25 protein-coding genes are annotated in these 24116 nt (G+C 71.5%); 16 read left to right on the top strand and 9 right to left on the bottom strand.

Annotated elements, in window-relative coordinates:
* Positions 1-79: 79 nt before the first annotated feature.
* From ACIBF8_RS18320 to ACIBF8_RS18330, 3 genes are all read right to left on the bottom strand, one after another.
* The gene (locus ACIBF8_RS18320; RefSeq protein ID WP_396784251.1) at positions 80-1120 is read right to left on the bottom strand and encodes a mechanosensitive ion channel family protein; all 1041 of its coding nucleotides are present in this window, start codon (positions 1118-1120) and stop codon (positions 80-82) included.
* Between the two features lie 79 nt (positions 1121-1199).
* Complete coding sequence (locus ACIBF8_RS18325) at positions 1200-1883, bottom strand: cation diffusion facilitator family transporter (RefSeq protein WP_396784253.1); 684 nt, start codon at positions 1881-1883, stop codon at positions 1200-1202.
* Positions 1880-2239, bottom strand: coding sequence for an ArsR/SmtB family transcription factor (locus tag ACIBF8_RS18330; protein WP_396784254.1), 360 nt, complete (start codon positions 2237-2239; stop codon positions 1880-1882). The genes ACIBF8_RS18325 and ACIBF8_RS18330 overlap by 4 nt, the downstream gene beginning before the upstream one ends.
* 348 nt (positions 2240-2587) lie before the next feature.
* On the opposite strand from ACIBF8_RS18330, the gene ACIBF8_RS18335 reads away from it, so the two are divergent.
* Positions 2588-3124 carry an HNH endonuclease gene (locus ACIBF8_RS18335; RefSeq protein ID WP_030333470.1) on the top strand — a complete coding sequence of 179 codons (537 nt, stop codon included), beginning with the start codon at positions 2588-2590 and terminating at the stop codon, positions 3122-3124.
* A gap of 14 nt (positions 3125-3138) precedes the next feature.
* On the opposite strand, the gene ACIBF8_RS18340 is transcribed toward ACIBF8_RS18335, so the two are convergent.
* The gene (locus ACIBF8_RS18340) at positions 3139-4731 is read right to left on the bottom strand and encodes a DUF6194 family protein (RefSeq protein ID WP_396784256.1); all 1593 of its coding nucleotides are present in this window, start codon (positions 4729-4731) and stop codon (positions 3139-3141) included.
* A 54-nt stretch (positions 4732-4785) separates the two neighbouring features.
* Between ACIBF8_RS18340 and ACIBF8_RS18345 the strand changes: the two genes are divergently transcribed.
* Positions 4786-5559 (top strand): MerR family transcriptional regulator, encoded by a 774-nt coding sequence (locus ACIBF8_RS18345; RefSeq protein WP_396784258.1) that lies wholly within the window; start codon positions 4786-4788, stop codon positions 5557-5559.
* Here the strand turns inward: ACIBF8_RS18345 and ACIBF8_RS18350 are convergent.
* The 3 genes from ACIBF8_RS18350 to ACIBF8_RS18360 form a co-directional block, all read right to left on the bottom strand.
* Positions 5505-6278 (bottom strand): class F sortase, encoded by a 774-nt coding sequence (locus tag ACIBF8_RS18350; protein WP_396784346.1) that lies wholly within the window; start codon positions 6276-6278, stop codon positions 5505-5507. The genes ACIBF8_RS18345 and ACIBF8_RS18350 overlap by 55 nt on opposite strands.
* A 75-nt stretch (positions 6279-6353) precedes the next feature.
* Positions 6354-6878, bottom strand: a complete 525-nt coding sequence (locus ACIBF8_RS18355) for a hypothetical protein (protein ID WP_396784259.1) — start codon at positions 6876-6878, stop codon at positions 6354-6356.
* A 344-nt stretch (positions 6879-7222) separates the two neighbouring features.
* The gene (locus tag ACIBF8_RS18360) at positions 7223-7678 is read right to left on the bottom strand and encodes an Lrp/AsnC family transcriptional regulator (RefSeq protein ID WP_396784260.1); all 456 of its coding nucleotides are present in this window, start codon (positions 7676-7678) and stop codon (positions 7223-7225) included.
* Positions 7679-7819: 141 nt separating this feature from the next.
* On the opposite strand from ACIBF8_RS18360, the gene ACIBF8_RS18365 reads away from it, so the two are divergent.
* The 14 genes from ACIBF8_RS18365 (at position 7820) to ACIBF8_RS18430 (ending at position 20812) form a co-directional block, all read left to right on the top strand.
* On the top strand, positions 7820-8725 hold the full coding sequence (locus ACIBF8_RS18365) for a tryptophan 2,3-dioxygenase (RefSeq protein ID WP_396784261.1): 906 nt from the start codon (positions 7820-7822) through the stop codon (positions 8723-8725).
* Positions 8701-10020 carry a kynureninase gene (gene kynU, locus ACIBF8_RS18370; protein ID WP_396784262.1) on the top strand — a complete coding sequence of 440 codons (1320 nt, stop codon included), beginning with the start codon at positions 8701-8703 and terminating at the stop codon, positions 10018-10020. Before ACIBF8_RS18365 ends, kynU begins: the two co-directional genes overlap by 25 nt.
* Positions 10017-11354 (top strand): FAD-dependent oxidoreductase, encoded by a 1338-nt coding sequence (locus ACIBF8_RS18375; protein WP_396784263.1) that lies wholly within the window; start codon positions 10017-10019, stop codon positions 11352-11354. Before kynU ends, ACIBF8_RS18375 begins: the two co-directional genes overlap by 4 nt.
* Positions 11355-11377: 23 nt before the next feature.
* A complete protein-coding gene (locus tag ACIBF8_RS18380) occupies positions 11378-12859 on the top strand; it encodes a 2-hydroxymuconic semialdehyde dehydrogenase (protein ID WP_396784347.1) in 1482 nt (493 codons plus the stop codon).
* 23 nt (positions 12860-12882) lie between these two features.
* Positions 12883-13680 carry a 2-keto-4-pentenoate hydratase gene (locus ACIBF8_RS18385; RefSeq protein WP_396784264.1) on the top strand — a complete coding sequence of 266 codons (798 nt, stop codon included), beginning with the start codon at positions 12883-12885 and terminating at the stop codon, positions 13678-13680.
* Entirely contained in the window at positions 13677-14672 is a 996-nt protein-coding gene (locus ACIBF8_RS18390; RefSeq protein ID WP_396784265.1) for an acetaldehyde dehydrogenase (acetylating), read from the top strand. Before ACIBF8_RS18385 ends, ACIBF8_RS18390 begins: the two co-directional genes overlap by 4 nt.
* Positions 14669-15733, top strand: a complete 1065-nt coding sequence (gene dmpG, locus ACIBF8_RS18395) for a 4-hydroxy-2-oxovalerate aldolase (protein WP_396784267.1) — start codon at positions 14669-14671, stop codon at positions 15731-15733. Before ACIBF8_RS18390 ends, dmpG begins: the two co-directional genes overlap by 4 nt.
* Positions 15730-16503: a 2-keto-4-pentenoate hydratase gene (locus tag ACIBF8_RS18400; protein ID WP_396784268.1), complete on the top strand. Its 774-nt coding sequence runs from the start codon at positions 15730-15732 to the stop codon at positions 16501-16503. The genes dmpG and ACIBF8_RS18400 overlap by 4 nt, the downstream gene beginning before the upstream one ends.
* Positions 16500-16922: a RidA family protein gene (locus ACIBF8_RS18405; RefSeq protein WP_396784269.1), complete on the top strand. Its 423-nt coding sequence runs from the start codon at positions 16500-16502 to the stop codon at positions 16920-16922. The genes ACIBF8_RS18400 and ACIBF8_RS18405 overlap by 4 nt, the downstream gene beginning before the upstream one ends.
* A complete protein-coding gene (locus ACIBF8_RS18410) occupies positions 16919-17443 on the top strand; it encodes a 3-hydroxyanthranilate 3,4-dioxygenase (RefSeq protein WP_396784271.1) in 525 nt (174 codons plus the stop codon). The genes ACIBF8_RS18405 and ACIBF8_RS18410 overlap by 4 nt, the downstream gene beginning before the upstream one ends.
* Positions 17443-18444 (top strand): amidohydrolase family protein, encoded by a 1002-nt coding sequence (locus ACIBF8_RS18415; RefSeq protein ID WP_396784273.1) that lies wholly within the window; start codon positions 17443-17445, stop codon positions 18442-18444. The genes ACIBF8_RS18410 and ACIBF8_RS18415 overlap by 1 nt, the downstream gene beginning before the upstream one ends.
* Before the next feature lie 138 nt (positions 18445-18582).
* Entirely contained in the window at positions 18583-20046 is a 1464-nt protein-coding gene (locus tag ACIBF8_RS18420; RefSeq protein ID WP_396784275.1) for an amidase, read from the top strand.
* Positions 20047-20121: 75 nt separating this feature from the next.
* Positions 20122-20418 (top strand): hypothetical protein, encoded by a 297-nt coding sequence (locus ACIBF8_RS18425; protein WP_355032334.1) that lies wholly within the window; start codon positions 20122-20124, stop codon positions 20416-20418.
* The gene (locus ACIBF8_RS18430) at positions 20405-20812 is read left to right on the top strand and encodes a DUF5130 family protein (RefSeq protein WP_091405419.1); all 408 of its coding nucleotides are present in this window, start codon (positions 20405-20407) and stop codon (positions 20810-20812) included. Before ACIBF8_RS18425 ends, ACIBF8_RS18430 begins: the two co-directional genes overlap by 14 nt.
* Before the next feature lie 52 nt (positions 20813-20864).
* On the opposite strand, the gene ACIBF8_RS18435 is transcribed toward ACIBF8_RS18430, so the two are convergent.
* Both ACIBF8_RS18435 and pepN read right to left on the bottom strand, forming a co-directional pair.
* Positions 20865-21428 (bottom strand): Uma2 family endonuclease, encoded by a 564-nt coding sequence (locus tag ACIBF8_RS18435; RefSeq protein ID WP_396784277.1) that lies wholly within the window; start codon positions 21426-21428, stop codon positions 20865-20867.
* An 83-nt stretch (positions 21429-21511) separates the two neighbouring features.
* Entirely contained in the window at positions 21512-24061 is a 2550-nt protein-coding gene (gene pepN / locus ACIBF8_RS18440) for an aminopeptidase N (RefSeq protein ID WP_396784279.1), read from the bottom strand.
* Between the last annotated feature and the right edge of the window lie 55 nt (positions 24062-24116).

The following is a 24116-nucleotide window of genomic DNA, read 5'->3' on the forward strand; positions in this document are numbered from 1 at the left end:
TCCCCGACTGAACGAACGGACGATACCTGAGGGGCCGGGCGGCTGGCGACCCCTGAATCGGAGGACAGTGCCGTCTGGGTCAGGTAGCGCCGCCCTGGCCGGTCTCACCCTCGGGCATCGGCCGGGTCGACAGACCCGGATAGAGGCGTGCCGCAGCGATCTGCGCGGTGATCCCCGAATTCTCCAGCGCTTCCGCGAGGCGCCGACGCAGCTCCCGGCCCACCGCGAACTGCCCGTCCGCGGTCGTCTTCACCACCGTCCGGATGACCGCGCCGTCCACCGTCACCTGCTCGACACCGAGCACCTCGGGCGCCTCCACGATCTCCGGCGACAGCTCCGGGTCCACCGCGACCGAGGCGGCGGCGGTCCGCATGACGGCGGTGGCCTCCTCGGTGCTGTGGAAACCGATCGGCAGGTCCACCACCACGAGCGCCCAGCCCTGGCTCTTGTTGCCCACCCGGATGATCTCACCGTTGCGGATGTACCAGAGCACACCGCGGCCGTCGCGCACAGTGGTGACCCGCAGGCCGACCGACTCGACCACGCCCATCGCCTCGCCCAGGTCGACGTTGTCGCCCACGCCGTACTGATCCTCGATCAGCATGAAGAGACCGGCGATCAGATCCTTGACCAGGCTTTGCGCACCGAAGCCCAGCGCGACGCCGGCGATCCCCGCGCTGGCCAGCAGCGGAGCCAGGTCGAAGCTGAACTCGCGCAGGATCATCAGCAGCGCGATGCCGAAGACGAACGCGGTCGTCAGGCTCCGCAGCACCGATCCGATCGCCTCGGCCCGCTGCCGTCGCCGCTCGGGCACGAACTCGGCCGGGTCGACCGCGGCGGCGGGTACCCGTTCGCGCAGTGGCCGCAGCATCGTCGGCACCGCGCCGTCGGTGGTCGTCCGGACCAACCGGTTGATCGTGCGGTGCAGCGCCCAACGGGCCACCATCGCCAGCGCCAGGATCAACAGCACCCGCAGCGGTTTGAGCAGGATCCAGTAACTGCCCTCGGCGAACCAGGCCGAACTGGTGATGTCGTAGAGCCATTCGCAGGAGGTACTGCCTTGGCAGTTCACCGATCCGACGGTGGACAGGGCAAGGGGCGTCACGCTGGCGGCACTCACCCTGTCTTCGTACCGTAGGGAGCCCGAGCGCCCACCGCCGACCCACCGTCCCGGTGACCTGCCGGCCGGATCGTCAGGCCTACCGGTCCGTGCAGCAGCCATCGGCGCAACCCGAGGAGGTCTGGTCGCCGACCGGCAGGGGCGCGCAGTCGTCGCAGTGCTCACCGCGCCACGCCGCCAACCCTTCTTTGACCGCCACGCCGGCGATCACGAGTGCCGCTACCGGGTCGGCCCAGGACCAACCCCAGGCGGCGTTGAGGACCAGGCCGACGAGCAGCACCGCGGACAGGTAGGTGCACAACATCGTCTGCGTCGAGTCGGCCAGCACCGTGGCCGAGCCGAGTTCCCGGCCGGTGCGTCGCTTGGCCCGAACGAGCAGCGGCATCACGAGCAATGACGAGACGGCGAGGCCGATGCCGACCGGGCTGGCGTCGGCGTCGCCGCCAGCCAGCAGAGAGCGGACGGCATCGACGGTCACCCAGGCGGCCAGGGCGAAGAACGACGCACCGATGAGCCGAAGGGCGACCCGTTCCCGATCCTCCGGCACCCGCGAGCGGAACTGCCAGATCAGCACCGCCGCGCTGGAAACCTCGACGAACGAGTCCAGGCCGAAGCCGAGCAGCGCGGTGGAGGAAGCCGCCGCGCCGGCGGCGATCGCGACCAGGCCCTCCAGGAGGTTGTAGCCGGCGGTGGCGTAGGCCAGCCACAGGCTGCGGCGGGACAGCGCCGCCCGACGCTCCGGAGTCAGCAGTGACGCGCTCACGCCGACGCCGCCGTGGGGGAGTCGGCCGGCGTCCCGTACACCGGGCACAGGGCCACGGCTTCGCCGGTGGCGGCGAGGACCTGCTCCGCCGAGCGCAGGAGGTCCAGCAACTCGGGCCGGGTGACGGTGTAGAACGACTGGCGACCCTCCACCCGATAGTCGATCAGGCCACAGTCGCGCAGGCACGCCAGGTGTTTCGACACCGTCGACTGCGCCAGCCCCAGTTCGCCGGTCAGGTCGACCACCCGCGCCTCGCCGGCCGCGATGCGGCGCAGCATCGCCAGCCGCGTCGGATCTCCGAGAGACCGGAACAGCGCGGCGGCAGGAGCCAGGCCAGGAGTACGATCAATCGCCATGGGGCGATGATAGCCGGATTCGACGATGATTTGGGATGGGCTTGAGCGATCCCGAGGACGGGCCGGCATAGAAGATCATCGAGCAGCGATCCAGCGAGGTGGGGCCGGCAGGGCGGTCTACCACTGTGCGCCAACGGAACAGTCCGCCCAGGCCGGAGCAGCGATCCGTCCGATTGTGGATGATCCTCATACCCCATGCGGGATTAGTGCGTGCAATCCGGGGTCCGATCAGGGACTATTGGCGCAACGGACGTCGGTGATCGGCCCGGCGTCGACCGTGTGGGCTGTCGTGCCCGGCCCCGGTCGGCGCCGGTCCGCAGCAGCCGCTGAACCGGGAGGGTGAGCGCGATGCCTGACATACGACCCACGGTGGGCTCCGGCGCGTTGGTCCTCAACGCCACCTACGAGCCGCTGTGTGTCGTGTCGGTGCGTCGCGCCGCGATCCTCGTCCTCTCCGCCAAGGCCGTTTGTGTCGCCGACGGTGACGGCATCCTGCACAGCGCCCGGGACGCGCTTCCGGTGCCATCCGTGGTCCGGCTCACCCGCTTCGTCCGGGTGCCGTACCGAACACATGTCGGGCTGTCCCGGCGGGCGATCTTCGCGCGGGACGGATGGCGGTGCGCCTACTGCCGGGGCCCGGCCGAGACCATCGACCACGTTTTTCCGCGCAGCCGGGGTGGCCGGCACGCCTGGGAGAACGTGGTCGCTGCTTGTGCGCGGTGCAACCACACCAAGGGTGACAAGACCCCGGCCGAGATGGGGTGGCGGTTACACGCGCTGCCGGCCGCGCCGAAGGGCACCGCCTGGCGGGTGCTCGGGCACCGCGCGCCCGACCCCCGCTGGGCCGACTGGCTTGACCTGCGCGAACCCGAAGCAGCCGCCTGACTCCGAAGGGGCGGTCAGGCCCCGGATTGCGGGTGGCTGGCCCGGCGCGCCGCCCGCTCGTGCCGGTCGACCGCCCGGCCGTGCGCGATGGCCAGCAGCCGGTCGATCTCGGGCAGCAGCTGCGGACCAGGCATGACAATGCTGCCGAAGCCGTACAACGCGTAGCCCGGGTGCGGCACGAGGGTGTCCAGCCGGGCGAAGTCGAACTCGTGCCGGTGCTCCTCGAACGCCTTCGGCGGGAAGCCGAACAGTCGCTCGAACTCGGCCCTGCCCAGGTCCAGGTTGAGGCGGAAGACACCGGGGCGGTCAAGCTGCGCGGCCTCGTCGAAGCCGGGCACGTCGTGCTCGACGATGGTGGCGAACGGCTGGCGGCGGTCCGGGCCGACGTAGAAGAACCGGTCGCCCCAGGCCGCCTCGGGTGATCCGTTCTCCGCGCTCGCCACGACCTGCTCGACGCCCGGCAGCGCGACGATCCGATCGGCGAGTACGGCCGCGTCGACACCGGTCGGGATGTGCAGGATCGCGTCGGCGTGTTCGATGGTGGCCCGGTCCAACGGGAAGTAACGGTAGTCGTGTGTCCGCGGTTCGGCCGGCCCGATCTCGGACGCCGGCGCGTACCGGGGAAGGTCGGTCTCCTGCTGGAGTCTGCCCTCGTAGGTGGACGGTGCGGGCTCCCCGATGCCGAGCGCCGGGCTCGCGCCGAGGCTGCCGGCGATCACCGCGTACCGGTCGCCCAGCAGCGACGCGACGATCGCGCCGGCGCCGGCCCAGGACACCTCGGTGCCGTCCACCGTCATCGTGCCCGGATGGCGTTGCAGGTGCGTGTTGTGCGCGAAGACCAGCGTGGGTCCGCGATGGGCCTCGACCGCCCGGATCGCGAGCAGGTTCTCGGCCATCAGCGCGTCCCGGACGCCGGCCAGGTGAACGAAGCGTTTCTCCTGCGCCAACGGGGTGGCGGCTGCGGCGTGGTAGCGCAGCACTGCGACCGCGGACGTGGCGTGCACGAACGCCGCCGGCCAGCCCGCCGACTTCCAGGGCGCCCGCAGGTACAACTCGGTCAGCAGGTCGTCGGCGACCACCCGCAGTCGCTGGGCGTCGGTCGAGTGCCCGACCGACCGGCCGGGTTCCCAGATCGCCGCCGGGTCACTCCAGCGCGCCTCGTCCCCGATCAGGTCGTCGATCTCGGCGGACCGGTCCAGGCCGAGGAAGTGGCAAACCTGGTGGAGGTGGTGGCGTGGGCTCGGGGCGTTCTCCAGTTCCACCGGCGCGTCGAAGCCGTGGAACGTCAGGCCCTCGGCGAGCGGACGTCGGGCGTTCCACTCGCGCATCCGGAGCAGTAGGTCACGGTTGGCCGGTGCCATGCCGAACCCGTGGCTGAACCCCTCGGTGAGCGCACGGTCGAGCGTCACCGCGCCGCCCTGCACGAACTCGTCGGCGATCAGCCCGGCGGCCCGGTCGCTCTCCAGCGCGATCGACCGGTAGCCGTGCTCGGCCAGCGTCATGAATGCCTCGTTGCGGAGCTGAGGAAAGGCGGACTCACCATGGGTCGGTTCGCCGAGCGCGAGCAGATCCGGAGATACCGCCAGCAGGTCGAGAAAAGATGCCATTCCATAAACCGTATCGTTGAACCAGCGGTTGAGACTCATGAGCGACGGAGCGCGGTGGCAGCGACAAAACCTTCAAACCCAGGGGTACGTCGACCGGTCGATCTCGCGCGCGCCCACGGCCTCTCCGCGCAGGCCGTGCGTAACTACGAACGAGACGGCGTCCTGCCGCCGGCCCAGCGCACCCCGAACGGCTACCGTCGCTTCACCGAGGTGCACGTCAAGGCCCTGAGTGCCTACCTCGCGTTGATCGCAGGCCACGGCTACGCGGCCAGCGGCGAGATCATGCGGGCCGTCAACCGGGGTGAGATCGACGCGGCGTTGCGCACCATCGACCAGGGGCATGTCCTGCTCCAGCGCGATCGGGAGACACTGGACGCGGTCGAGACGGCGGTGTCGACACTCACCGGAACGCGGCCGCAACCGCCGGGCCGGACAGCGGTGCCGGTCAGCGTGTTGGCGCACCGGCTCGGTCTACGGCCGGCCACGCTGCGCAAGTGGGAGCGGGCCGGGGTGCTGCGGCCGGTGCGTGATCCGGTGACCCGCCACCGGGTCTACTCGCCGGACGACGTGCGCGACGCCGAGCTCGCCCACCTGTTGCGTCGCGGTGGGTACCGGCTCGACCACATCGCCGGCGTGTTGCGTCGAGTGCGCGACGCGGGCGGCGCCGAACCGCTCGCCGCGTCGCTGCGCCAGTGGCGGCAACGGCTCACCGAGCGCGGTCGGGCCATGCTCACCGGGGCCGCCCGGCTCGCCGAGTACATCGACGCTTGCCCTCAACCGGAGCGGGCCTTGACCAACGAGGCGAAGACCACCACGTTGTCCGCGTAACCGGTCTCGCCGCCGACCCATTGGCCGCCGCAGGTGATCAGGCGCAGGCTCGGTCGGCTGAAGTCGCCGTACACCTCGTCCACCGGCAGTCGACCCTTGTCGAACTTCTCCACCGAGTTCACCTCGAAGATCGCCACGCGCTGGTCGGTGCGGGTGACCTCGATCTGGTCACCGGAGCGCAGTTCGCGGAGTTTGTGGAAGACCGCCGGCCCGGTGGTGCTGTCGACGTGCCCGACGATCACGGCTGGGCCGTACTGACCCGGGGTGGGCCCTTGGTCGTACCAGCCGGCCTCCTGGGCGCGGGCCACGTCCGGCACGGCGATCGTGCCGTCCGGGGCGATGCCCACGTCGTGTACGGGCGCCCGCACATCGATCTTCTCGATGGTGAGGCTGGTCGGGCGGCTGGCCGGCAGCACCGGGAACTTCTTCGGCGGCGGTCGCAGCCCGGCGCTGAGCCGGTCCGGTAGCAGGCTCATTCCGGTCACCTGCTCGACGCCGAGCATCGCCACGATCAACACCATCAGCGCGGCGATGGCCAGCACCGGCAACCCCGGGCCCGTACCGAAACGGTGTCGGGCCAACGACGAGCCGGCCGAACGCCTCGGCGGCAGCGGATGGGCGGCCGGATCGGTGGTGGCGACGCTGGCCGACCCGGCCTGCCCGGCGGCCCGGCGCAACCGCCCGGAGACGCGGGCCACCAGCCGGCCGGACGCGCGCAGCGCCGGCCCGGCCCGGAAGCGGGCGCGGCGATCCGGCCGCGCACGCGCGGATCTGCGGGTCATGGGTGATCCGGCTCAGGAGCCGGCTCCCGGTCGGCGTCGGCCGCCCGCCACGCCCAGCAGGATCGCGGTGGCCACCAACGCCACGCCGCCGAGCACCAGCAGCGAGCCGGTGCCCTGACCGCCGGCCATCCCGCCGCCCCCGGTCGCCGGTCCCTTGCTGGGCGAGGCCATGTTCAGCACGGTCAGTGTGGTCGAGGCCGTCTGGCCGTTGTCGCAGCGCAGGTCGACCGGGTAGTCACCGGCCGGTTTGTCACGCGGAATGCTCGCCTGCCCGACCAGGAAGCCCCTCTCGGGTCTCAGCGTCACTGACCCGAACGCGTCGGAGTGCACGCTTGACTGCCGGTTGTTGTTGTCGTTGTCGCAGCTCGCCTTGATGCTGACCCGGCTGCCGGCCTGGACGCTGTTCGGTGTCACCTCGACGAAGACGTTCTCACCGGCGCGCGCCGGGCCCACTGACAACAGGACGAACGCTCCGACCAGCCCCACCAGTGTCAGTACGGCCGAGAGCGCGCGGTTGATCGTGCGGATTTTCGGCATGATTTCCCCCCAACCGGCGACGACCGCCGGAACCCTCCCCTGGGCACGCGCGCTGCTTTCCCGCTGGCCCAAAGGCAAACCGCCCCCGCCCCCCGCCCCCGCCTCGCCCCGCCCCCCGTCCCGCGATCTTGCACTTTCTGCACCGACGAAACGGGCCACAGTCGTCATTTCGCCAACAGAAACTGCAAGATCGCCGGGGCGTTGGGCCCGGCCTGCGTCGATCATGGAGTTGTGGTGCCTCACAAAGGGGGCGCATGTGGAGCTGTTGCCCACCACGACTCCATGATCGACGGGCGGGGGGTGGGGTGGGGGGGCGGGGGGCGGGGCGGGGCGGGGGGTGGGGGTTAGCGCTGGTGGGGGGGTGTGGGGAGGGGGGTTATGGGTTGGCGGTTTAGGGGGGTGGAGAGGATCATCGTGCTGGACGGTTGACCGTACGGGGCGAGGCGGTCGATGACCCCCTCGAACGCGCCGATCGAGCCGGCCGCCACCTTCAGCACGCTGCACGCGTCCCCGGTGATCCGGTGGATCTCCAGGATCTCCGGCCAACCGGCCACCGCCGGGTCGTGCAGGATGCAGCGCGCGCCGTAGCAGGACATCCGGATCAGCGCGACCACGGTGCGACCGGCGCGGCTCAGGTCGACATGGGCGTGGTAGCCGGTGATGACGCCGGCCTCCTCCAGCCGCCGGACCCGTTCGGCGACGGACGGCGGTGACAGGTGCACCCGTCGGGACAACTCGCTGAAGGAGAGCCGGGCGTCGGCCTGCAACTCGCGCAGCAGCGCCCAGTCCATGTCGTCCACGCTCAGACCTTACTTTCGTGAACCGACTTCGCCTAGTTGCTTTTGGTTCGCCAGGAGAACGCCGCTAGAGCCGTTGATCCGGCATTCCGTAGGCGGATCCGACCGCGAGATCATGACGTCGCTAGTCCGGGAGGGAGACAGATGGTGGATCAGACGGGCCGGCAGGCGCCGAATCGCCCTGCCTTGGTGCGACCGGTGACCCCGCGGCAGCGGGCCGCCCGGGCCGCGCGCAACGGTGGCGAGCCGACGCTGGAGTTCGCCGAGCGGGTGCCGTACGACGCGTACGTGCAGGCCAGCACCCTGCACACGTTGCAGCAGCCACTGAGCAGCGATCCGGGCGAGATGTCCTTCCTGATGGTCAGCCAGATCATGGAGCTGTACTTCGGGCTGACCTGCCACGAGCTGCGGGAGACTCAGCGACTGATCCGCGCCGACCAGGTCTGGGAGGCGCTGGCCCCGCTGCGCCGCGCCAAGCTGCACCTGGAAGGGCTCAACGCCGCCTGGCAGGGCCTGCGCTGGATGAGCCCGGCCGACTTCAACCGGTTCCGCAATCTGCTCGGTGAGGGCTCCGGCTTCCAGTCCGCCATGTACCGGCACCTGGAGTTCCTGCTCGGGCTGCGAGACCCGACGCTGATCCGCCCGTTCCGCCGGCAGACCGAGGTGTACGCCGCGCTGACCGCCGCGCTGGCGACCCCGAGCCTCTGGGACGACGTGGTCGCGTTGCTGGCCCGGCACGGCTTCGACCTGCCCGCCGACCTGCTCGACCGGGACGTGGCCGTCGAACACGAGCCGCAGCCGCTGGTCGAGGCGGCCTGGGTGCGGATCTACGACAGCTCCGGCCCGGACAACCACCTGCGGCTGCTCGGCGAGGCGCTGAGCGCTGTCGCCGAGGAGTTCGGCGACTGGCGCTGGAACCACGTCAAGGCGGTGCAGCGGACGATGGGCGCCAAGGTCGGCAGCGGAGGCTCCGCCGGCCTGGCGTGGCTGCAGCGCAGCATGGCCCGGGTGGTCTTCCCGGAGCTATGGTCGGCCCGCACCGCGATGTGACCGGAGAAGAAGACATGCACACCCCAGCACAAGAGGCACATCGCCTCGACGAGGCCGACCCGGGCCACCGGCACCTGTTCCACGTGCCGCCGGCCGACGGCGGCGACCACCCCGAGTCGGCGTACCTGGCCGGCAACTCGCTCGGCCTGCAACCTCGGGCCACCCGTGACGAACTCCTGGCCGACCTGGACGCCTGGGCGCGGCTCGGCGTCGAGGGGCACCTGGAGGCGGAGCGCGCCTGGCTGCCGTACCACGAGCTGTTGACGGCCCCGGCCGCGCGACTGGTCGGCGCCCGCCCCGCGGAGACCGTGGTGATGAACTCGCTCACGGTCAACCTGCACCTGCTGATGGTGAGTTTCTACCGCCCGGCCGGCGCGCGCACCCGCATCGTCATCGAGGACAGCGCGTTCCCCTCGGACAGCTACGCCGTACGCAGCCAGGCGCGGTTCCATGGCCTGGACCCGGACGACACGGTGATCCGACTGCGTCCCCGCGCGGGCGAGGACGCCCTGCGCACCGAGGACGTGACCGACTATCTGGCGGCCGAGGGCGACCGGGTGGCGCTGGTGCTGCTCGGTGGGGTCAACTACCTCACCGGCGAGCTGCTGGACATCCCGGCGATCACGGCGGCCGGCCGGGCCGCCGGCGCGGTGGTCGGTTGGGACCTGGCCCACGCGGTCGGCAACGTGCCGTTGGCGCTGCACGACTGGGACGTCGATTTCGCCGCGTGGTGCTCCTACAAGTACCTGAACTCCGGGCCCGGTGCGCTGGCCGGCGTCTTCGTGCACGAGCGGCACCTCGGCGACCCCCAGCTGCCCCGCTTCGAGGGGTGGTGGAGCACCGCGGCGGCGACCCGGTTCGAGATGACCCCGGTGTCCCGCCCACCGGCCACTGTGGAGGCCTGGCAGATCTCCAACCCGCCGATCTTCGCGATGGGCCCGGTGCGTACCTCGCTGGAGCTGTTCGACGCGGTCGGGATGACCGCGCTGCGGGCGCGCAGCCAGCGCCTCACCGGCTGGCTGGAGTCACTGTTCGACGAGGTGACCGTCGGCCGACCGCTGCGCGTGGTCACCCCGCGCGACCCGGCCCGCCGGGGCTGCCAGCTGTCCGTGCGCATCGAATCCGGCAGCGCCGCCGAGTTGACCAAACGCCTGCGCTACGAACACGGGGTGATCGCCGACGCCCGCGAACCCGACGTGGTTCGGTTCGCCCCCGTACCGCTCTACTCCACGTACCTCGACTGCTGGCGGGCCGCCGCCGCGCTGGCCGCGACCGTGGGGCAGGTGAACCCATGACCGCGCGGCGCGACGAGATCGCGATCATCGGTGCCGGCCTGGCCGGCTGTCTGGCGGCCTGTTTCCTGGCCCGGCGCGGCTACCCGGTGGCCCTCTACGAGCGCCGGCCCGACCCGCGTACCGGCACGGCCGAGCGCGGTCGCTCGATCAACCTGGCGCTCTCCGAGCGCGGCCTGGACGCGTTGCGCCGGATCGGGCTCGCCGAGCAGGTGCTGACCGACGCGCTGCCGATGCGCGGTCGGATGATCCACCCGGTCGAGGGTGAGCAGCAGTTCCAGTCGTACAGCGCGTCCGGCGACCGGGCCATCAACTCGATCAGTCGGGGCACGCTGAACAACGCCCTGCTGGACGAGGCCGCCGCGCTACCCGGGGTACGGGTCGTCTTCGACCACCGGCTGGTCGGGCTCGACCCGACCGACGGCACGCTGAGCTTCGAGACCCCGCAGGGCCCGGTCGCGGCCAAGGCGTCGGTCGTGCTGGGTGCCGACGGTGCCGGCTCGGCGGTGCGCGGACAACTGCTGGCGTACGGGCTGCTGGACGAGAGCGTGGACTTTCTCGACTACGGCTACAAGGAGCTGACGATTCCGCCGCTGGGCGGGGACTTCGCCCTGGACCCGGACGCCCTGCACATCTGGCCCCGGGGCACCTCGATGATGATCGCGCTGCCGAACCCGGACCGCTCGTTCACCTGCACGCTGTTCTGGCCCAACGACGGTGCCGGCAGCTTCGCCGCGCTGACCAGTCCGGCGGAGATCGAGCGGCACTTCACCGAGCACTACCCGGACGTGGTGCCGTTGGCCCCGAACCTGGTCGACGACTACCAGCACAACCCGGTGGGCGTGCTCGGCACGGTGCGGTGCACCCCCTGGCAGGTCAACGGGAAGGTCGGCCTGCTCGGCGACGCGGCCCACGCCATCGTGCCGTTCTACGGCCAGGGGGCCAACTGCGCCTTCGAGGACGTGGTGGAGCTGGACCGCTGCCTGGACGAGTGCGCCGACGACTGGGTGGCGACGCTGCCGCTCTTCCAGCGGCGCCGACAGGAGAACGCCGAGGCCATCGCGACGATGGCGCTGACCAACTTCGTGGAGATGCGGGACAAGGTCGCCTCCCCGGTCTTCCAGACCCGGCGGCGGGTGGAGCACGCACTGGAGCGGGCCCTGCCCGGCCGGTACGTTTCCCAGTACGAGCTGGTGTCCTTCTCCACCACCCCGTACGCCGAGGTGCGCCGCCGGGTGCGCCGACAGCACCGGGTGCTCGGTGCGGTCGTCGGCGGGGCCGCGTTGCTGCTGGTCGGCGCGATCGGCGCGGCACTGAGCCGAGGGAGGCGCGGATGACCGGCACCTGGGATCCACGACTGATGGCCGGCCACGCGCCGAGTGGCCCGCACCGGTTGCGCAACTTCGTCGCCGGCGAGTTCGTCGACGGCGGGGCGACGTTCGCCAAGGCCAGCCCGGTCACCGGGGAGCAGGTCTTCGAGGTGGACGAGGCGTCGCAGTCCACGGTGGACGACGCGGTGGCCGCCGCCCGGGCCGCGCTGCGCGGGCCGTGGGGCCGGATGGGGGAGCGCGAGCGCGCCGAGGTGCTGCGTCGGGTCGCCGACGAGCTGGAGCGCCGCTTCGACGACCTGGTCACCGCCGAGGTCGCCGACACCGGCAAGTCCATCGCCCAGGCCCGAACGTTGGACATCCCGCGCGGGGCCGCGAACTTCCGGGCGTTCGCGGAGATCGTGGCGACCGCACCCACCGAGTCGTTCACGACGGTCACCCCGACCGGCGGGCGGGCCCTCAACTACGCGTTGCGCAAGCCGGTCGGCGTGGTCGCGGTCATCGTGCCGTGGAACCTGCCCCTGCTGCTGCTCACCTGGAAGGTGGCTCCGGCGCTGGCCTGCGGCAACGCGGTCGTGGTCAAGCCCAGCGAGGAGACTCCCGCCTCGGCGACGCTGCTCGCCGAGGTGATGGCCGCCGCTGGCGTACCGGCCGGGGTGTTCAACCTGGTGCACGGGTTCGGGCCGGACTCGGCGGGTGAGTTCCTCACCCGCCACCCGGGCGTCGACGCGATCACCTTCACCGGCGAGTCGGCCACCGGCGGCGCGATCATGCGAGCCGCCGCCGACGGGGTGAAGGCGGTGAGCTTCGAGCTCGGCGGCAAGAACGCCGGCCTGGTCTTCGCCGACGCCGACCTGGACGCCGCGGTGGCCGGCTCGGTGCGGTCCAGCTTCACCAACGGTGGCCAGGTGTGCCTCTGCACGGAGCGGATCTACGTGCAGCGCCCGGTCTTCGAGGAGTTCACCGCCCGACTGGCCAAGCGGGCCGGCGAGTTGGCGTACGGCTGGCCGACCGACGAGGCCACCGCCACCATGCCGCTGATCTCCCAGCAGCACCGGGCGAAGGTGCTCGGCGCGTACGAGTTGGCCCGGTCCGAGGGCGCCGAGGTGCTCGTCGGCGGTGGCACGCCCACCTTCGGCGACGCCCGCGACGGCGGGTCGTACGTGCAGCCGACGGTGCTCACCGGGCTCGGTCCGGAGGCGCGTACCAACCGGGAGGAGATCTTCGGCCCGGTGGTGCACGTCGCCCCGTTCGACACCGAGGACGAGGCGTACGCCCTGGCCAACGGCACCGAGTACGGCCTGGCGGCGACCGTGTGGACCCGGGACGTGGGGGTCGCGCACCGGGCCGGCGCCCGGCTGGACGCCGGAATCGTCTGGGTCAATACCTGGTTCCTGCGGGACCTGCGCACCCCGTTCGGCGGGGTGAAGGCGTCCGGCATCGGTCGCGAGGGCGGCGTGCACTCGCTGAACTTCTACTCCGAACTCACCAACGTCTGCGTGGACCTGTCGTGATCAGCCGCAGCGAGGGAGCGGGCATGGACGCTGACATCGAGGCCGCCAACCGGGAGCTGGCCGACGCCCGCAGCACCGGCAAGCCGTGCCCGCCGCTGCGCGGCCGGCTGCTGCCGGAGGGGGACGTCGAGTCCGCGTACCGCGTGCAGCAGCTCCAGGCGCGGGCGTGGCAGGGCCGCGGCGAACGCCGGGTCGGCGCGAAGATCGGGTTGACCTCCCGGGCCGTGCAGGAGACCTTCGGGGTGTTCCAGCCGGACTTCGGCATGTTGACCGACGCCATGGCGGTCGGCGACGGGGTCGAGGTGCCCATCGACCGGCTGCTCCAGCCCCGCGTCGAGGCGGAGATCGCCTTCGTGCTCGACAAGGATCTCCCGAACCCGCAGCTCACCACCGTCGACCTGATCCGTGCGGTCGACCACGTGCTGCCGGCGATCGAGATCGTCGACTCACGGATCGCCGCCTGGGACATCTCCATCGTGGACACCGTGGCCGACAACGCCTCCAGCGGGCTCTTCGTGCTCGGCACCTCGCCGCGCCGGCTCGCCGATGTCGACCTGCGGCTGTGCGGAATGGTGCTGGAGCACGCCGGCGAGCCGGTCTCGGTGGGGGCGGGCGCCGCCTGCCTGGGCAACCCGCTGCACGCCCTGCACTGGCTGGCCGGCACCCTCGCCCGCGCCGGTGACCCGCTGCGCGCCGGTGACGTGGTGCTCTCCGGGGCGCTCGGCCCGATGGTGCCGGTCACCCCCGGTGCCGCGTACGAGGCCCGGATCTCCGGCCTTGGTTCGGTACGGACGGCCTTCACCCGAGGGGAGTCAGCGTGAGCGCCGGAGTGGCGGTGCTCGGTTCCGGCAACATCGGCACCGACCTGATGATCAAAGTGCTCCGGCTGAGCAGCGCCGCTGATGGGTCGCGACTGCGGGACTCCGCTTCGCTGCGTTCCTCGCGCTCCCCGGCAAGCCTGCGGATGGTGGCGATGGCCGGCATCGACCCGGCCTCCGACGGCCTGGCGCGCGCTCGCCGCCTCGGCGTCGCCACCACCGCCGACGGCGTGGACGGGCTCGTGGCGCTGCCCGAGTTCGCCGACGTCGAGCTGGTCTTCGACGCCACCTCGGCCGGCGCGCACCGACGCCACGACGAGGTGCTGCGTGCCCACGGTCGCACGGTGGTCGACCTGACCCCGGCCGCGCTCGGGCCATACGTGGTGCCGCCGGTCAACCTGGACGAACACCTGCACGAGCCGAACGTCAACATGGTGACCTGCGGCGGGCAGGCGACCGTGCCGATCGTCGCCGCGGTGCGCCGGGTCACCCCGGTGGCCTACGGGGAGATCGTCGCGTCGATCGCGTCGAAGTCCGCCGGTCCGGGCACCCGGGCCAACATCGACGAGTTCACCGAGACCACGGCTCGGGCCATCGAGGTGGTCGGCGGGGCCGAGCGGGGCAAGGCGATCATCGTGCTGAACCCGGCGGACCCGCCGTTGCTCATGCGCGACACCGTCTACTGCCTCTGCCCGGACGCCGACGCCGACACCGAGGCCATCGCCGCCTCGGTCGCGGACATGGTGGCGGCCGTGCAGGAGTACGTCCCCGGCTACCGACTCAAGCAGGACGTGCAGTTCGACCGGGTGCGGGCGTACCTGCCGACGCTCGGGCGGCAGCTCACCGCGTTGCAGGTGTCGGTCTTCCTGGAGGTCTCCGGTGCCGGCCACTACCTGCCCGCGTACGCCGGGAACCTGGACATCATGACCTCCGCCGCCCTACGAACGGCCGAGCGGCTGGTCGCCCTGCGTTCTTCGGAGGTGGCCGCGCCGTGACCGAGCTGTACATCCAGGACGTGACGCTGCGCGACGGTATGCACGCCATCGCCCACCAGTACACCGTCGACCACGTCCGCACCATCGCCGCCGCGCTGGACGCCGCCGGGGTGGCCGCCATCGAGGTGGCGCACGGCGACGGGCTCGCCGGTTCCAGCGTCAACTACGGCCACGGCGCGGCCACTGACGCCGAATGGATCTCCGCGGCCGCCGAGGTGCTGACCACGGCGAAACTGACCACCCTGTTGCTGCCGGGCATCGGCACGATCGCCGACCTGAAGGCCGCGAAGGCGCTCGGGGTGACCAGCGTCCGGATCGCCACCCACTGCACCGAGGCGGACATCTCCGCCCAGCACATCTCCTGGGCCCGGGAAAACGGCATGGACGTGGCCGGGTTCCTGATGATGTCGCACATGTTCGACCCGGCCGGGCTCGCCGGGCAGGCCAAGCTCATGGAGTCGTACGGCGCGCACTGCGTCTACGTCACCGACTCCGGTGGCCGGCTGCTGATGTCCGACGTGGCGCAGCGGGTCGACGCGTACCGGCAGGTCCTCGCCCCGGAGACGCAGATCGGCATCCACGCCCACCACAACCTGTCGCTCGGGGTGGCCAACAGCGTGCTCGCCGTCGAGCACGGCCGGGTCAGCGGCTCCGCGCCGGCCGGCCCGGACGCGGTTCACGGCCGGACCGTCCGCGTCGACGCCTCCCTCGCCGGCATGGGCGCGGGCGCCGGCAACGCCCCGCTGGAGGTCTTCGTCGCCGTCGCCGAGCTGCACGGCTGGAAGCACGGCTGCGACGTGTTCGCGCTGATGGACGCCGCCGACGACCTGGTTCGGCCGCTCCAGGACCGGCCGGTCCAGGTCGACCGGGAGACGCTCTCCCTGGGGTACGCCGGGGTCTACTCCAGCTTCCTGCGGCACGCCGAGCGGGCCTCGGAGCGCTACGGCGTGGACGTGCGCTCGATCCTCGTCGAGTTGGGCCGTCGCCGGATGGTCGGCGGCCAGGAGGACATGATCGTCGACGTGGCACTGGACCTGGCCGGCAAGGAGCAGCACTCATGATCGGACCGGATATCGCGGGGATCGCCGAGAAGTTGGGCGCGGCGGCCGACACGGCCACCGCGATCCCGCAGCTCGCCGCCGAGACCGGCCTCGACGTGGACTCCGCGTACGCCGTGCAGGCCGCGCTGCTGCAGCGCCGGCTGAACGCCGGTGCGCGGCTGGTCGGGTTGAAGATGGGGCTGACCAGCAGGGCGAAGATGGCCCAGGTCGGCGTCGACGAGGTGATCTGGGGGCGGCTCACCAACACGATGCGGGTGCCCGACGGCGGTGCCGTGGACCCGGCCGCGTACATCCACCCCCGGGTCGAGCCGGAGGTGGCGTTCCTGCTGGACCGGCTGCCCGAGCCGGGCGAGCCGGTCGGTGACTTCGCCACGGCGGTTCGCGCGGTCGCCCCGGCCATCGAGCTGATCGACTCCCGGTACGCGGACTTCCGCTTCGCGCTGCCGGACGTGATCGCCGACAACACCTCGGCCGCCGCCTTCGTGATCGGGCCGTGGTCGCCGGCGCCGGCGGGGTTGGACAACCTGGGCGTGCTGCTGGAGGTCGACGGCCGGGTGGCACAGGTCGGTTCGACGGCGGCGATCCTCGGTGATCCGCGCCGGGCGCTCGATGAGGGGATCCGGCTGGCGGGTCGGCACGGGGTGCGGCTGGAGTCCGGCTGGGTCTTCCTGGCCGGTGCCGCCACCGCCGCGGTGCCGCTGCGTCCCGGTGCGCATATCCGAGCCGTCGTCGAGAAGCTCGGCACGGCTTCGCTGCGGGCGTCGTCGTGACCGCCCGGGTGGTGGCCGGCAAGGCCGTGCCGCGGGGGGCTTTTCCGCACGTCAAGGTCGCAGGTGGGTTCGTCTTCGTCTCCGGTACGTCGTCGCGGCGGCCGGACAACACCTTCGCGGGCGTGTCGGTCGATGAGTTCGGCACGACCAACCTCGATATCCGGGTGCAGACGCGGGCCGTGATCGAGAACATCGGCGACCTGCTGCGGTCGGTCGGTGCGGACCTCGTCGACCTGGTCCAGGTGACGACGTACCTGGTCAACATGAACGACTTCGGCGGTTACAACGAGGTGTGGGCCGAGTTCTTCGACGCGTCCGGACCGACCCGCACGACGGTGGCGGTGCACCAGCTGCCGCACCCGCACCTGCTCATCGAAATCCAGGCCGTGGCCCTTCTTCCCTCGGGAGGTCAGTCGTGAGTGAGATCGCCGAGCCGTTCAGCTTTCCGGGCTGGATCGCGGACAACCAGCACCTGTTGAAGCCCCCGGTGGGCAACAAGGAGATGTTCCCGGGCGGGGACGACTTCATCGTGATGGTGGTGGGCGGGCCCAATCAGCGCACCGACTTCCACGTGGACCCGTACGAGGAGTTCTTCTACCAGGTCAAGGGCAACATGCACATCAACCTGGTCACCCCGGAGGGGCCGCGTACGGTGCAAGTGCGCGAGGGTCAGATGTGGATGCTGCCGCGCAACACCCCGCACTCGCCGCAACGGCCGGAGGCCGGCTCGATCGGCGTGGTCGTCGAGCGGGTCCGCGAGGAGGGCACGCTGGAGACGTTCCAGTGGTACTGCCCCGAGTGCGGCAGCAAGGTGCACGAGGTGGAGTTGCAGGTCCGCGACATCGCCGCCGACCTGCCCCCGGTGTTCCAGGCGTTCTACGCCGACGAGTCGGCGCGCACCTGCGCCAACTGCGGCACCCTGCACCCGGGCAAGGGCTGATGCCCGCAGGTGTGGTCGACGTGCACACGCACGTCGTACCGAAGGGGTGGCCGGACCTCGGCGCGGCGTGCGGCGGGTCCGGCTGGCCGTGGTTGCGGGTGGACTCCGAGCGGGCCGCCATGATCATGGTGGGGGAGACGGAGTTCCGCCCGGTCGGCGCCGAGTGCTGGGACGCGTCGCGCCGACTGGCCGACATGGACACCGACGGCGTGGCCGTGCAGGTGGTCTCACCCACCCCGGTCTTCTTCAGCTACGACCGCCCCGCCGACCAGGCGGTGAAGGTGGCCCGGATCTTCAACGACCTGACCCTGGAGGTCACCGCGGCCGGCGGGGACCGACTCGTGCCGTTCTGCCAGGTGCCGCTCCAGGACCCGGACGCCGCCTGCGCCGAACTGGACCGCAGCCTCGCCGCCGGGCACGTGGGCGTGGAGATCGGCAACCACGTCGGCGACCGGGACCTGGACGACGCCGGCGTGGTCACCTTCCTCCAGCACTGTGCCGAGGTGGGCGCGCCCGTCTTCGTCCACCCGTGGGACATGCCGGGCGGGCCGCGACTGGACCGCTGGATGGCCCGGTGGCTCACCGGGATGCCCGCCGAGACACACCTGTCGGTGCTGGCGATGATCCTCGGCGGCGTCTTCGACCGGGTGCCGGAGACGCTGCGGATCTGCTTCGCGCACGGTGGCGGCAGCTTCCCGTTCTGGCTGGGCCGTGCCGACAACGCCTGGCACCGCCGTGGCGACCTGGTCCGTGGTGCCTCGGCCGGCCCGCCCAGCAGCTACCTCGACCGGTTCAGCGTCGACTCGGTGGTCTTCGCGCCGCCCGCCCTGCGGTTGCTGGTCGACACGCTGGGGGAGGACCGGGTGCTGGTCGGCAGCGACTACCCGTACCCGCTGGGCGAACGGCCGGCCGGCGCGGTGGCCCGCGCGGCCGACTTCCTCACCGACGACCAACGCGACAAGCTGCTGTCCACCAACGCCCGACGTTTTCTGTACGGCTGAGCACAGCGCCAGGTCCGGGCGTGGGTAGATCCTGGACAGTTTCCGTCCGCCGCGGACGGAAACTGTCCAAGATGTGCGGGCAGGCGTCGTCGGCGCGTGTTGAGTGCGCGAAGGGCTGGCGGGCGGCAGGATGACGGAATGGCCGAGCCGCACGACCTGACCGCGTTGGAGCAGGCCGCCGCGATGGCCCGCGGCGAGCTGTCCAGCGTCGACCTGGTCGAGCATCACCTGAGCCGGGTGGCGGCGCTCGGCGACACCGTGGGCGCTTTCGTCACCGTCACCCCGGACCTGGCCCGGCAGGCCGCCCGTGCCGCCGACGCGGTGCCGATCGAGGAGCGCGGCCCGCTGCACGGCGTGCCGACCGCGATCAAGGACCTCACCCTCACCGCCGGGGTCCGCACCACCTTCGGTTCGGCCGCCTTCCTCGACTTCGTCCCGCCGGTCGACGCCGACGTGGTCCGGTTCATCAAGGCCGCCGGCCTGGTCAGCCTGGGCAAGACCACCACCTCCGAGCTGGGCTGCTCGCTCTACTCGGAGGGCCGGGTCGCGCCGCCGGCCCGTAACCCGTGGCAGCTGGCGTACACCGCCGGCGGCTCCAGCGGCGGCGCGGCGGCGGCGGTCGCGGCCGGGCTGGTCCCGGTCGCCCAGGGATCCGACGGCGGCGGGTCGCTGCGCATCCCGGCGTCGCTCTGCGGCCTGATCGGCTACAAGCCCAGTCGCGGCCTCGTCTCCAACGGTCCGATCGGCTCGGGCGCGTTCGGCCTGCCCACCAGCGGCCCGCTCGGGCGAACGGTCGCCGACGTCGCCGCGCTGCTCGACGTCATGGCCGTGCCGGTCCCCGGCGAGCCCTACCTGCCGCCGCCCGCGCCGCCCGGCGGCTACCTGGCCGTCGCGCGTCGGGCCGAACCCGGCCCGCTGCGGATCGGGCGGTTCACCACGCCGATGCTCGCCGACGAGCCGGTGCACCCCGACTGCGTGGCTGCCGTGGACCGGGCCGCCGCGCTGCTCACGGCGGCCGGACACCAGGTGGTCGAGGTGCCGCCGCCACTCGGGCCGGCGGCGTGGCCGCTGTTCGAGATCCTCTGGTACGTGCTGGCGCTCGCCCCGGTGCCGCCGCAGCGGGAGGTGGAGCTGCTGCCGCTGACCCGGCTGCTGCGGGCCCGGGGCGCCGAGGTCTCCGCCGGCACCCTGGCCGCCACCCTGGCGGAGTTGCAGGCGCAGGTCCGCCTCGGCGCCCGCCGCACGGCCGGCTGCGATCTACTGCTCTGTCCCACCCTGGCCACCCCGCAGGCACCCGTCGGCTGGTTCACCGCCGACGCGGACCCGGCTGCCGACTTCGACCGGCAACGCCGCTTCTCGCCCTACTGCGCCATTTTCAACGTCACCGGCGATCCCTCCGTCTCCCTGCCGGTGGGCAGCACGACCGACGGCCTGCCCGTCGGGGTGCTGCTCACCGGCCGGTACGGCGACGACGCGCGGCTCATCGCGACCGCTGCGCAACTGGAGAACTCCAGTGAAGGATGGGATCGGCACCCCGCAATCTGGCGGGCCGTCGACTCCGCTAACGTGAATGGCGACGGAGTCGGGCGGTCGGCAGCATGATCGTCCATCCGACCCGATTGTTCGAGGTCGTCCTTCTTCCGCCTGGGGGCGTTGGGATTGTCTGTTACCGAGACGTTGCTGGTCTTCGTCGGCATCCCGTTGGCCGCGGTGCTGGTCATCGCCGGCCTGTCGTACGCCGGTAGCCGTGGGGGTGCCACCGGCGGTGGCGGTGGCGCCAAGCGCTACCGGCCGGGCCGGCCCTTCGACTTCACTCCGGTCTGGTTCCTGGGCCGCCCGGAGCAGCTGGCCGACTCGGCCGGCACCGCGCTGACCGCGGGGGCGCAGGCGCCCGCGCTGACCAGCCACAAGCTTGAGCAGGCCAGCGTCGATGCGCCGGCCGGTGGAACCGGAGGCGCAAGTGACCGTTGGTGAGAAGCAGACCGGGTCGGAAAACCCGCCCGAGGTGCTGGACGGGCCGTTCTCAACCCGCCAGCTGCTGCGCATCGACGAGGCGTTGCGCCTGGCCGACAAGGGCACCGGCCTGGTCTTCTCGGTCTTCGTCGGCGGGCTCGACGAGCCGATCCGCGAGCACGCCCAGCGGCTGCACCGGCAGCTCGCCGAGCCGGACAAGTCGGTGCTGATCGCCGTGTCGCCCAACCAGCGTCAGCTGGAGATCATCACTGGGCGGTACGCCCGTAAGCGCATCCCTGACACGTACGCCAAGCTGGCCGCGCTCTCCATGGTCGGCGCGTTCAGCGGCGGTGACCTGGCCGGCGGCATCATCAATGGCCTCGACCAGCTCGCCAGCCACGCCGGCAAGGGCTGACCCCACACACGACGAAGCCCGGCCCGCGTGCAGCGGGCCGGGCTTTCGGGTCTTAGCGGGGCCAGGCGGAGGGGTCGAGACGCATCTGCCACGGCTCGTTGATCTGCACCGGGTCGTCGGGGCCGACCGTGCCGAGCAGGTTGTAGTGAACGCCCTTCACCAGCTCGTAGCGATATATCACCGGGCCGAAGTCGCCGCGCTCGACCCGCCAGTAGGCGGGAATGCCGACCTCAGCGTAGAGAGCAGGCTTGGTGAACCGATCATGCCGACGGCTGCTGGGTGATTCCACCTCGACGACAAGCGCCACATCCGCTGCTTCGATCCAGGTGCCGTCCGCAGGGGCCGTCGGCTTCAGCACCGTGACATCAGGGATGAGATTGCTCCCGGCCGCGCGAAGCCCCGCCTCCCGGATAACCCGCCATCCGGTCGGCGTCGCCGCTCGCAGGGCTGCTCGTAGCTCATCCGCCAGTTCCTGGTGGCCGAAACCCGGTGGTGGGGTCACGTGCAGGCTCCCGTCGATGATCTCGTAGCGGTTCCCATCCTCGGGAAGGTTGAACAGGTCCTGCTCGCGCCACTCGCGCGCGGGGGGCCGCCACTCGTAGATCGGCTGTGCCATCACGTCCACCTCCTTTCGCAACCATAACGGCCCGTGCCGGCGTCGGCTCGCACCCACGCCGGCACGGGCCGCGTACTCCCTGGTCAGCTCTGCGCGGCGTCCTTTGCGCGGGCCTTCAGCGCTCGCACCACGCCGTCGCGGCCCTCGGCCACCAGCCGACGCAACGGGGCGGGGTGCCCGTCACCGGCCAGCCAGGCGTCGGTGGCCGCCACCGTGTCGTCCTCGACCAGGTAGGTCGGGTACGCCAGCTGGGCGAACTCCTGCGCCGGCTCGCTGTCCCGGGTGGCCCACACCTGCCCGACCGTCGCGAAGTATCGCTCCCGGTACGGGGCGACCAGCTCCACCTGCAGCGGGTGGGCGAAGCCCTGCAACAGCGCCCGGTGGCGCCAGTTGGGCAGCGTGTCCGGGCCGGTGAGCAGGGCCCACACGGCGGCCTTGTTCTCGGCCGTCGGGATCAACGCGTGCGCGTACGCGGCCTCCCGCTCGCCACTGGCCGTGCGGTCGCTGCTCAGCTCCGCCTCGATCTCGGCGGTGCCCGCGGCACCGTTGGCCACCAACGCGGCGAGGACCGACCAGCGCAGCTCGGTGTCCACGGTCAGCCCGGCCGGCACGCCGGTGCCGTCCAGCCAACCGCGCAGCGTCGCCAGGTCGTCCTCGGAGCGGACCGCCGAGGTGAACGCACGGGCCCAGGCCAACTGGAAACCGCTGCCGGGCTCGGCGGCGGCGAGTGCGTCCCGGGCGGTACGGGCCAGGTCGGCCCAGCCGGTCGGCGCCCAGCTCGGGTCGGCGTACAGGGTGAGCGCGGTGGTCGCCTGCCGCAGCGTGGCGGTGACCAGGTTGATGTCGGTCTCCGCGGGCAACCCGCTCAGCGTCAGCGCCACGTAGTCGCGGGCGGACAGCTCGGCGTCGCGGATCATGTCCCACGCGGCGGTCCAGCAGAGCGCGCGGGCCAGCGACGAGTCGAAACCACCGATGTGCTGCACCACGGTCGCCATCGAGCGCTCGTCGAGCCGCAGCTTGGTGTAGCTGAGGTCGTCATCGTTGAGCAGCAGCACGTCGGCCGCCCGGACACCACGCAGCGGAGCGAGATCGGTGTGCTCGCCGGTCACGTCCACCTCGTACCGCTCACGACGGACCAGCCGCCCGTCGGTCAGGTCGTACAGGCCCACGCCGATCCGGTGCGTCCGCAGCGTCGGGTACGCCGCCGGCGCCTCCTGCCGCACCAGCACCTGCTCGTACGTGCCGTCCGCCGCGATGGTCACCTCCGGCCGCAGCGTGTTGACCTGTGCGGTCTCCAGCCACTGCGCGGCGAACTTGCGCAGCTCCCGCCCGGACGCGGCCTCCAACTCGGTGAGCAGGTCGTCGAAGGTGGCGTTGCCCCAGGCGTGCTTGCCGAAGTAGGCCCGCAGCCCGGCCACGAACGGCTCCTCACCCACGTACGCGACGAGCTGCTTGAGCACGCTCGCGCCCTTGGCGTAGGTGATGCCGTCGAAGTTGACCTCGACGGCCTCCATGTCCGGCATCTCGGTGTAGACCGGGTGGGTGGAGGAGAGCTGGTCCTGCCGGTAACCCCAGTTCTTCCGGATGGACAGGAAGGTCGTCCACGCCTCGGTGAACCGGGTCGCGTTGGTGTTGCACCAGTGGCTGGCCCACTCCGCGAACGACTCGTTCAGCCACAGGTCGTTCCACCAGCGCATGGTGACCAGGTCACCGAACCACATGTGGGCCAGCTCGTGCAGGATCGTGTTGGCCCGCTGCTCATACTCGAAGTCGGTGACCTGCGAGCGGAACAGGTAGTGCGACTCGGCGTGCGTCACGCAGCCGAAGTTCTCCATCGCGCCGGCGTTGAAGTCGGGCACCCAGAGCTGGTCGTACTTCGGCAGCGGGTAGCGCACGCCGAACTTCTCGTGGAAGAAGTCGAAGCCCTGCTTGGTGATCAGGAACAGGTCGTCGGAGTCCAGGTACGGTGCCATCGACGCCCGGCAGAACACCCCCAGGTCGATGCCGTCGTGCGCGTCGCGCACCTCGTGGTACGGGCCGGCGCACATCGCGGTGATGTAGGTGCTCATCCGGGGCGACTCGGTGAAGTGCAGCGTCTTGAGCGCCTCACCCGCCGGCTCCTCCCGCTGCACCGGCATGTTGGAAATCGCCCGCCAGTGCGCCGGCACGGTGACGTGCCAGGTGTAGACGCTCTTCAGGTCGGGCTGGTCGAAGCAGGCGAACACCCGCTGCGCGTCGGTCGTCTCGAACTGGCTGTAGAGGTACGTCTCGCCGTCCACCGGGTCGACCGTCCGGTGCAGACCCTGACCGCTGTTGGAGTAGCCGAAGTCCGCGTCGACCACCAGGGTGTTGTCGCTGTCCAGCCCGGACAGGATGAGGCCCTTCTCCGCCGACCAGGTGGAGAGGTCGACCGGCGTGCCGTTCAGCGTCGCGGACCGCACCGAGTCGGCGGCCAACTCGATGAATGTGCTCGCGCCCGGCTCGGAGCAGCGGAACCGGACCTCGGTCGTCGACCGGAACGTGCGGCCGCCGGCCGCCAGCACGGCGGTTGACAGGTCCAGACTGATGTCGTACCCCGTCACGGTGAGCAGGCGTGCCCGCTCGGTCGCCTCGACCTGCGTCAGGTTGCGCACTCCCGGCACTGTTCGTCTCCATCCCACATGTCGCCGTACGCCCGGCGGCGCCCGT

Source organism: Micromonospora sp. NPDC050276, assembly GCF_044459545.1.
Lineage (GTDB): Bacteria > Actinomycetota > Actinomycetes > Mycobacteriales > Micromonosporaceae > Micromonospora.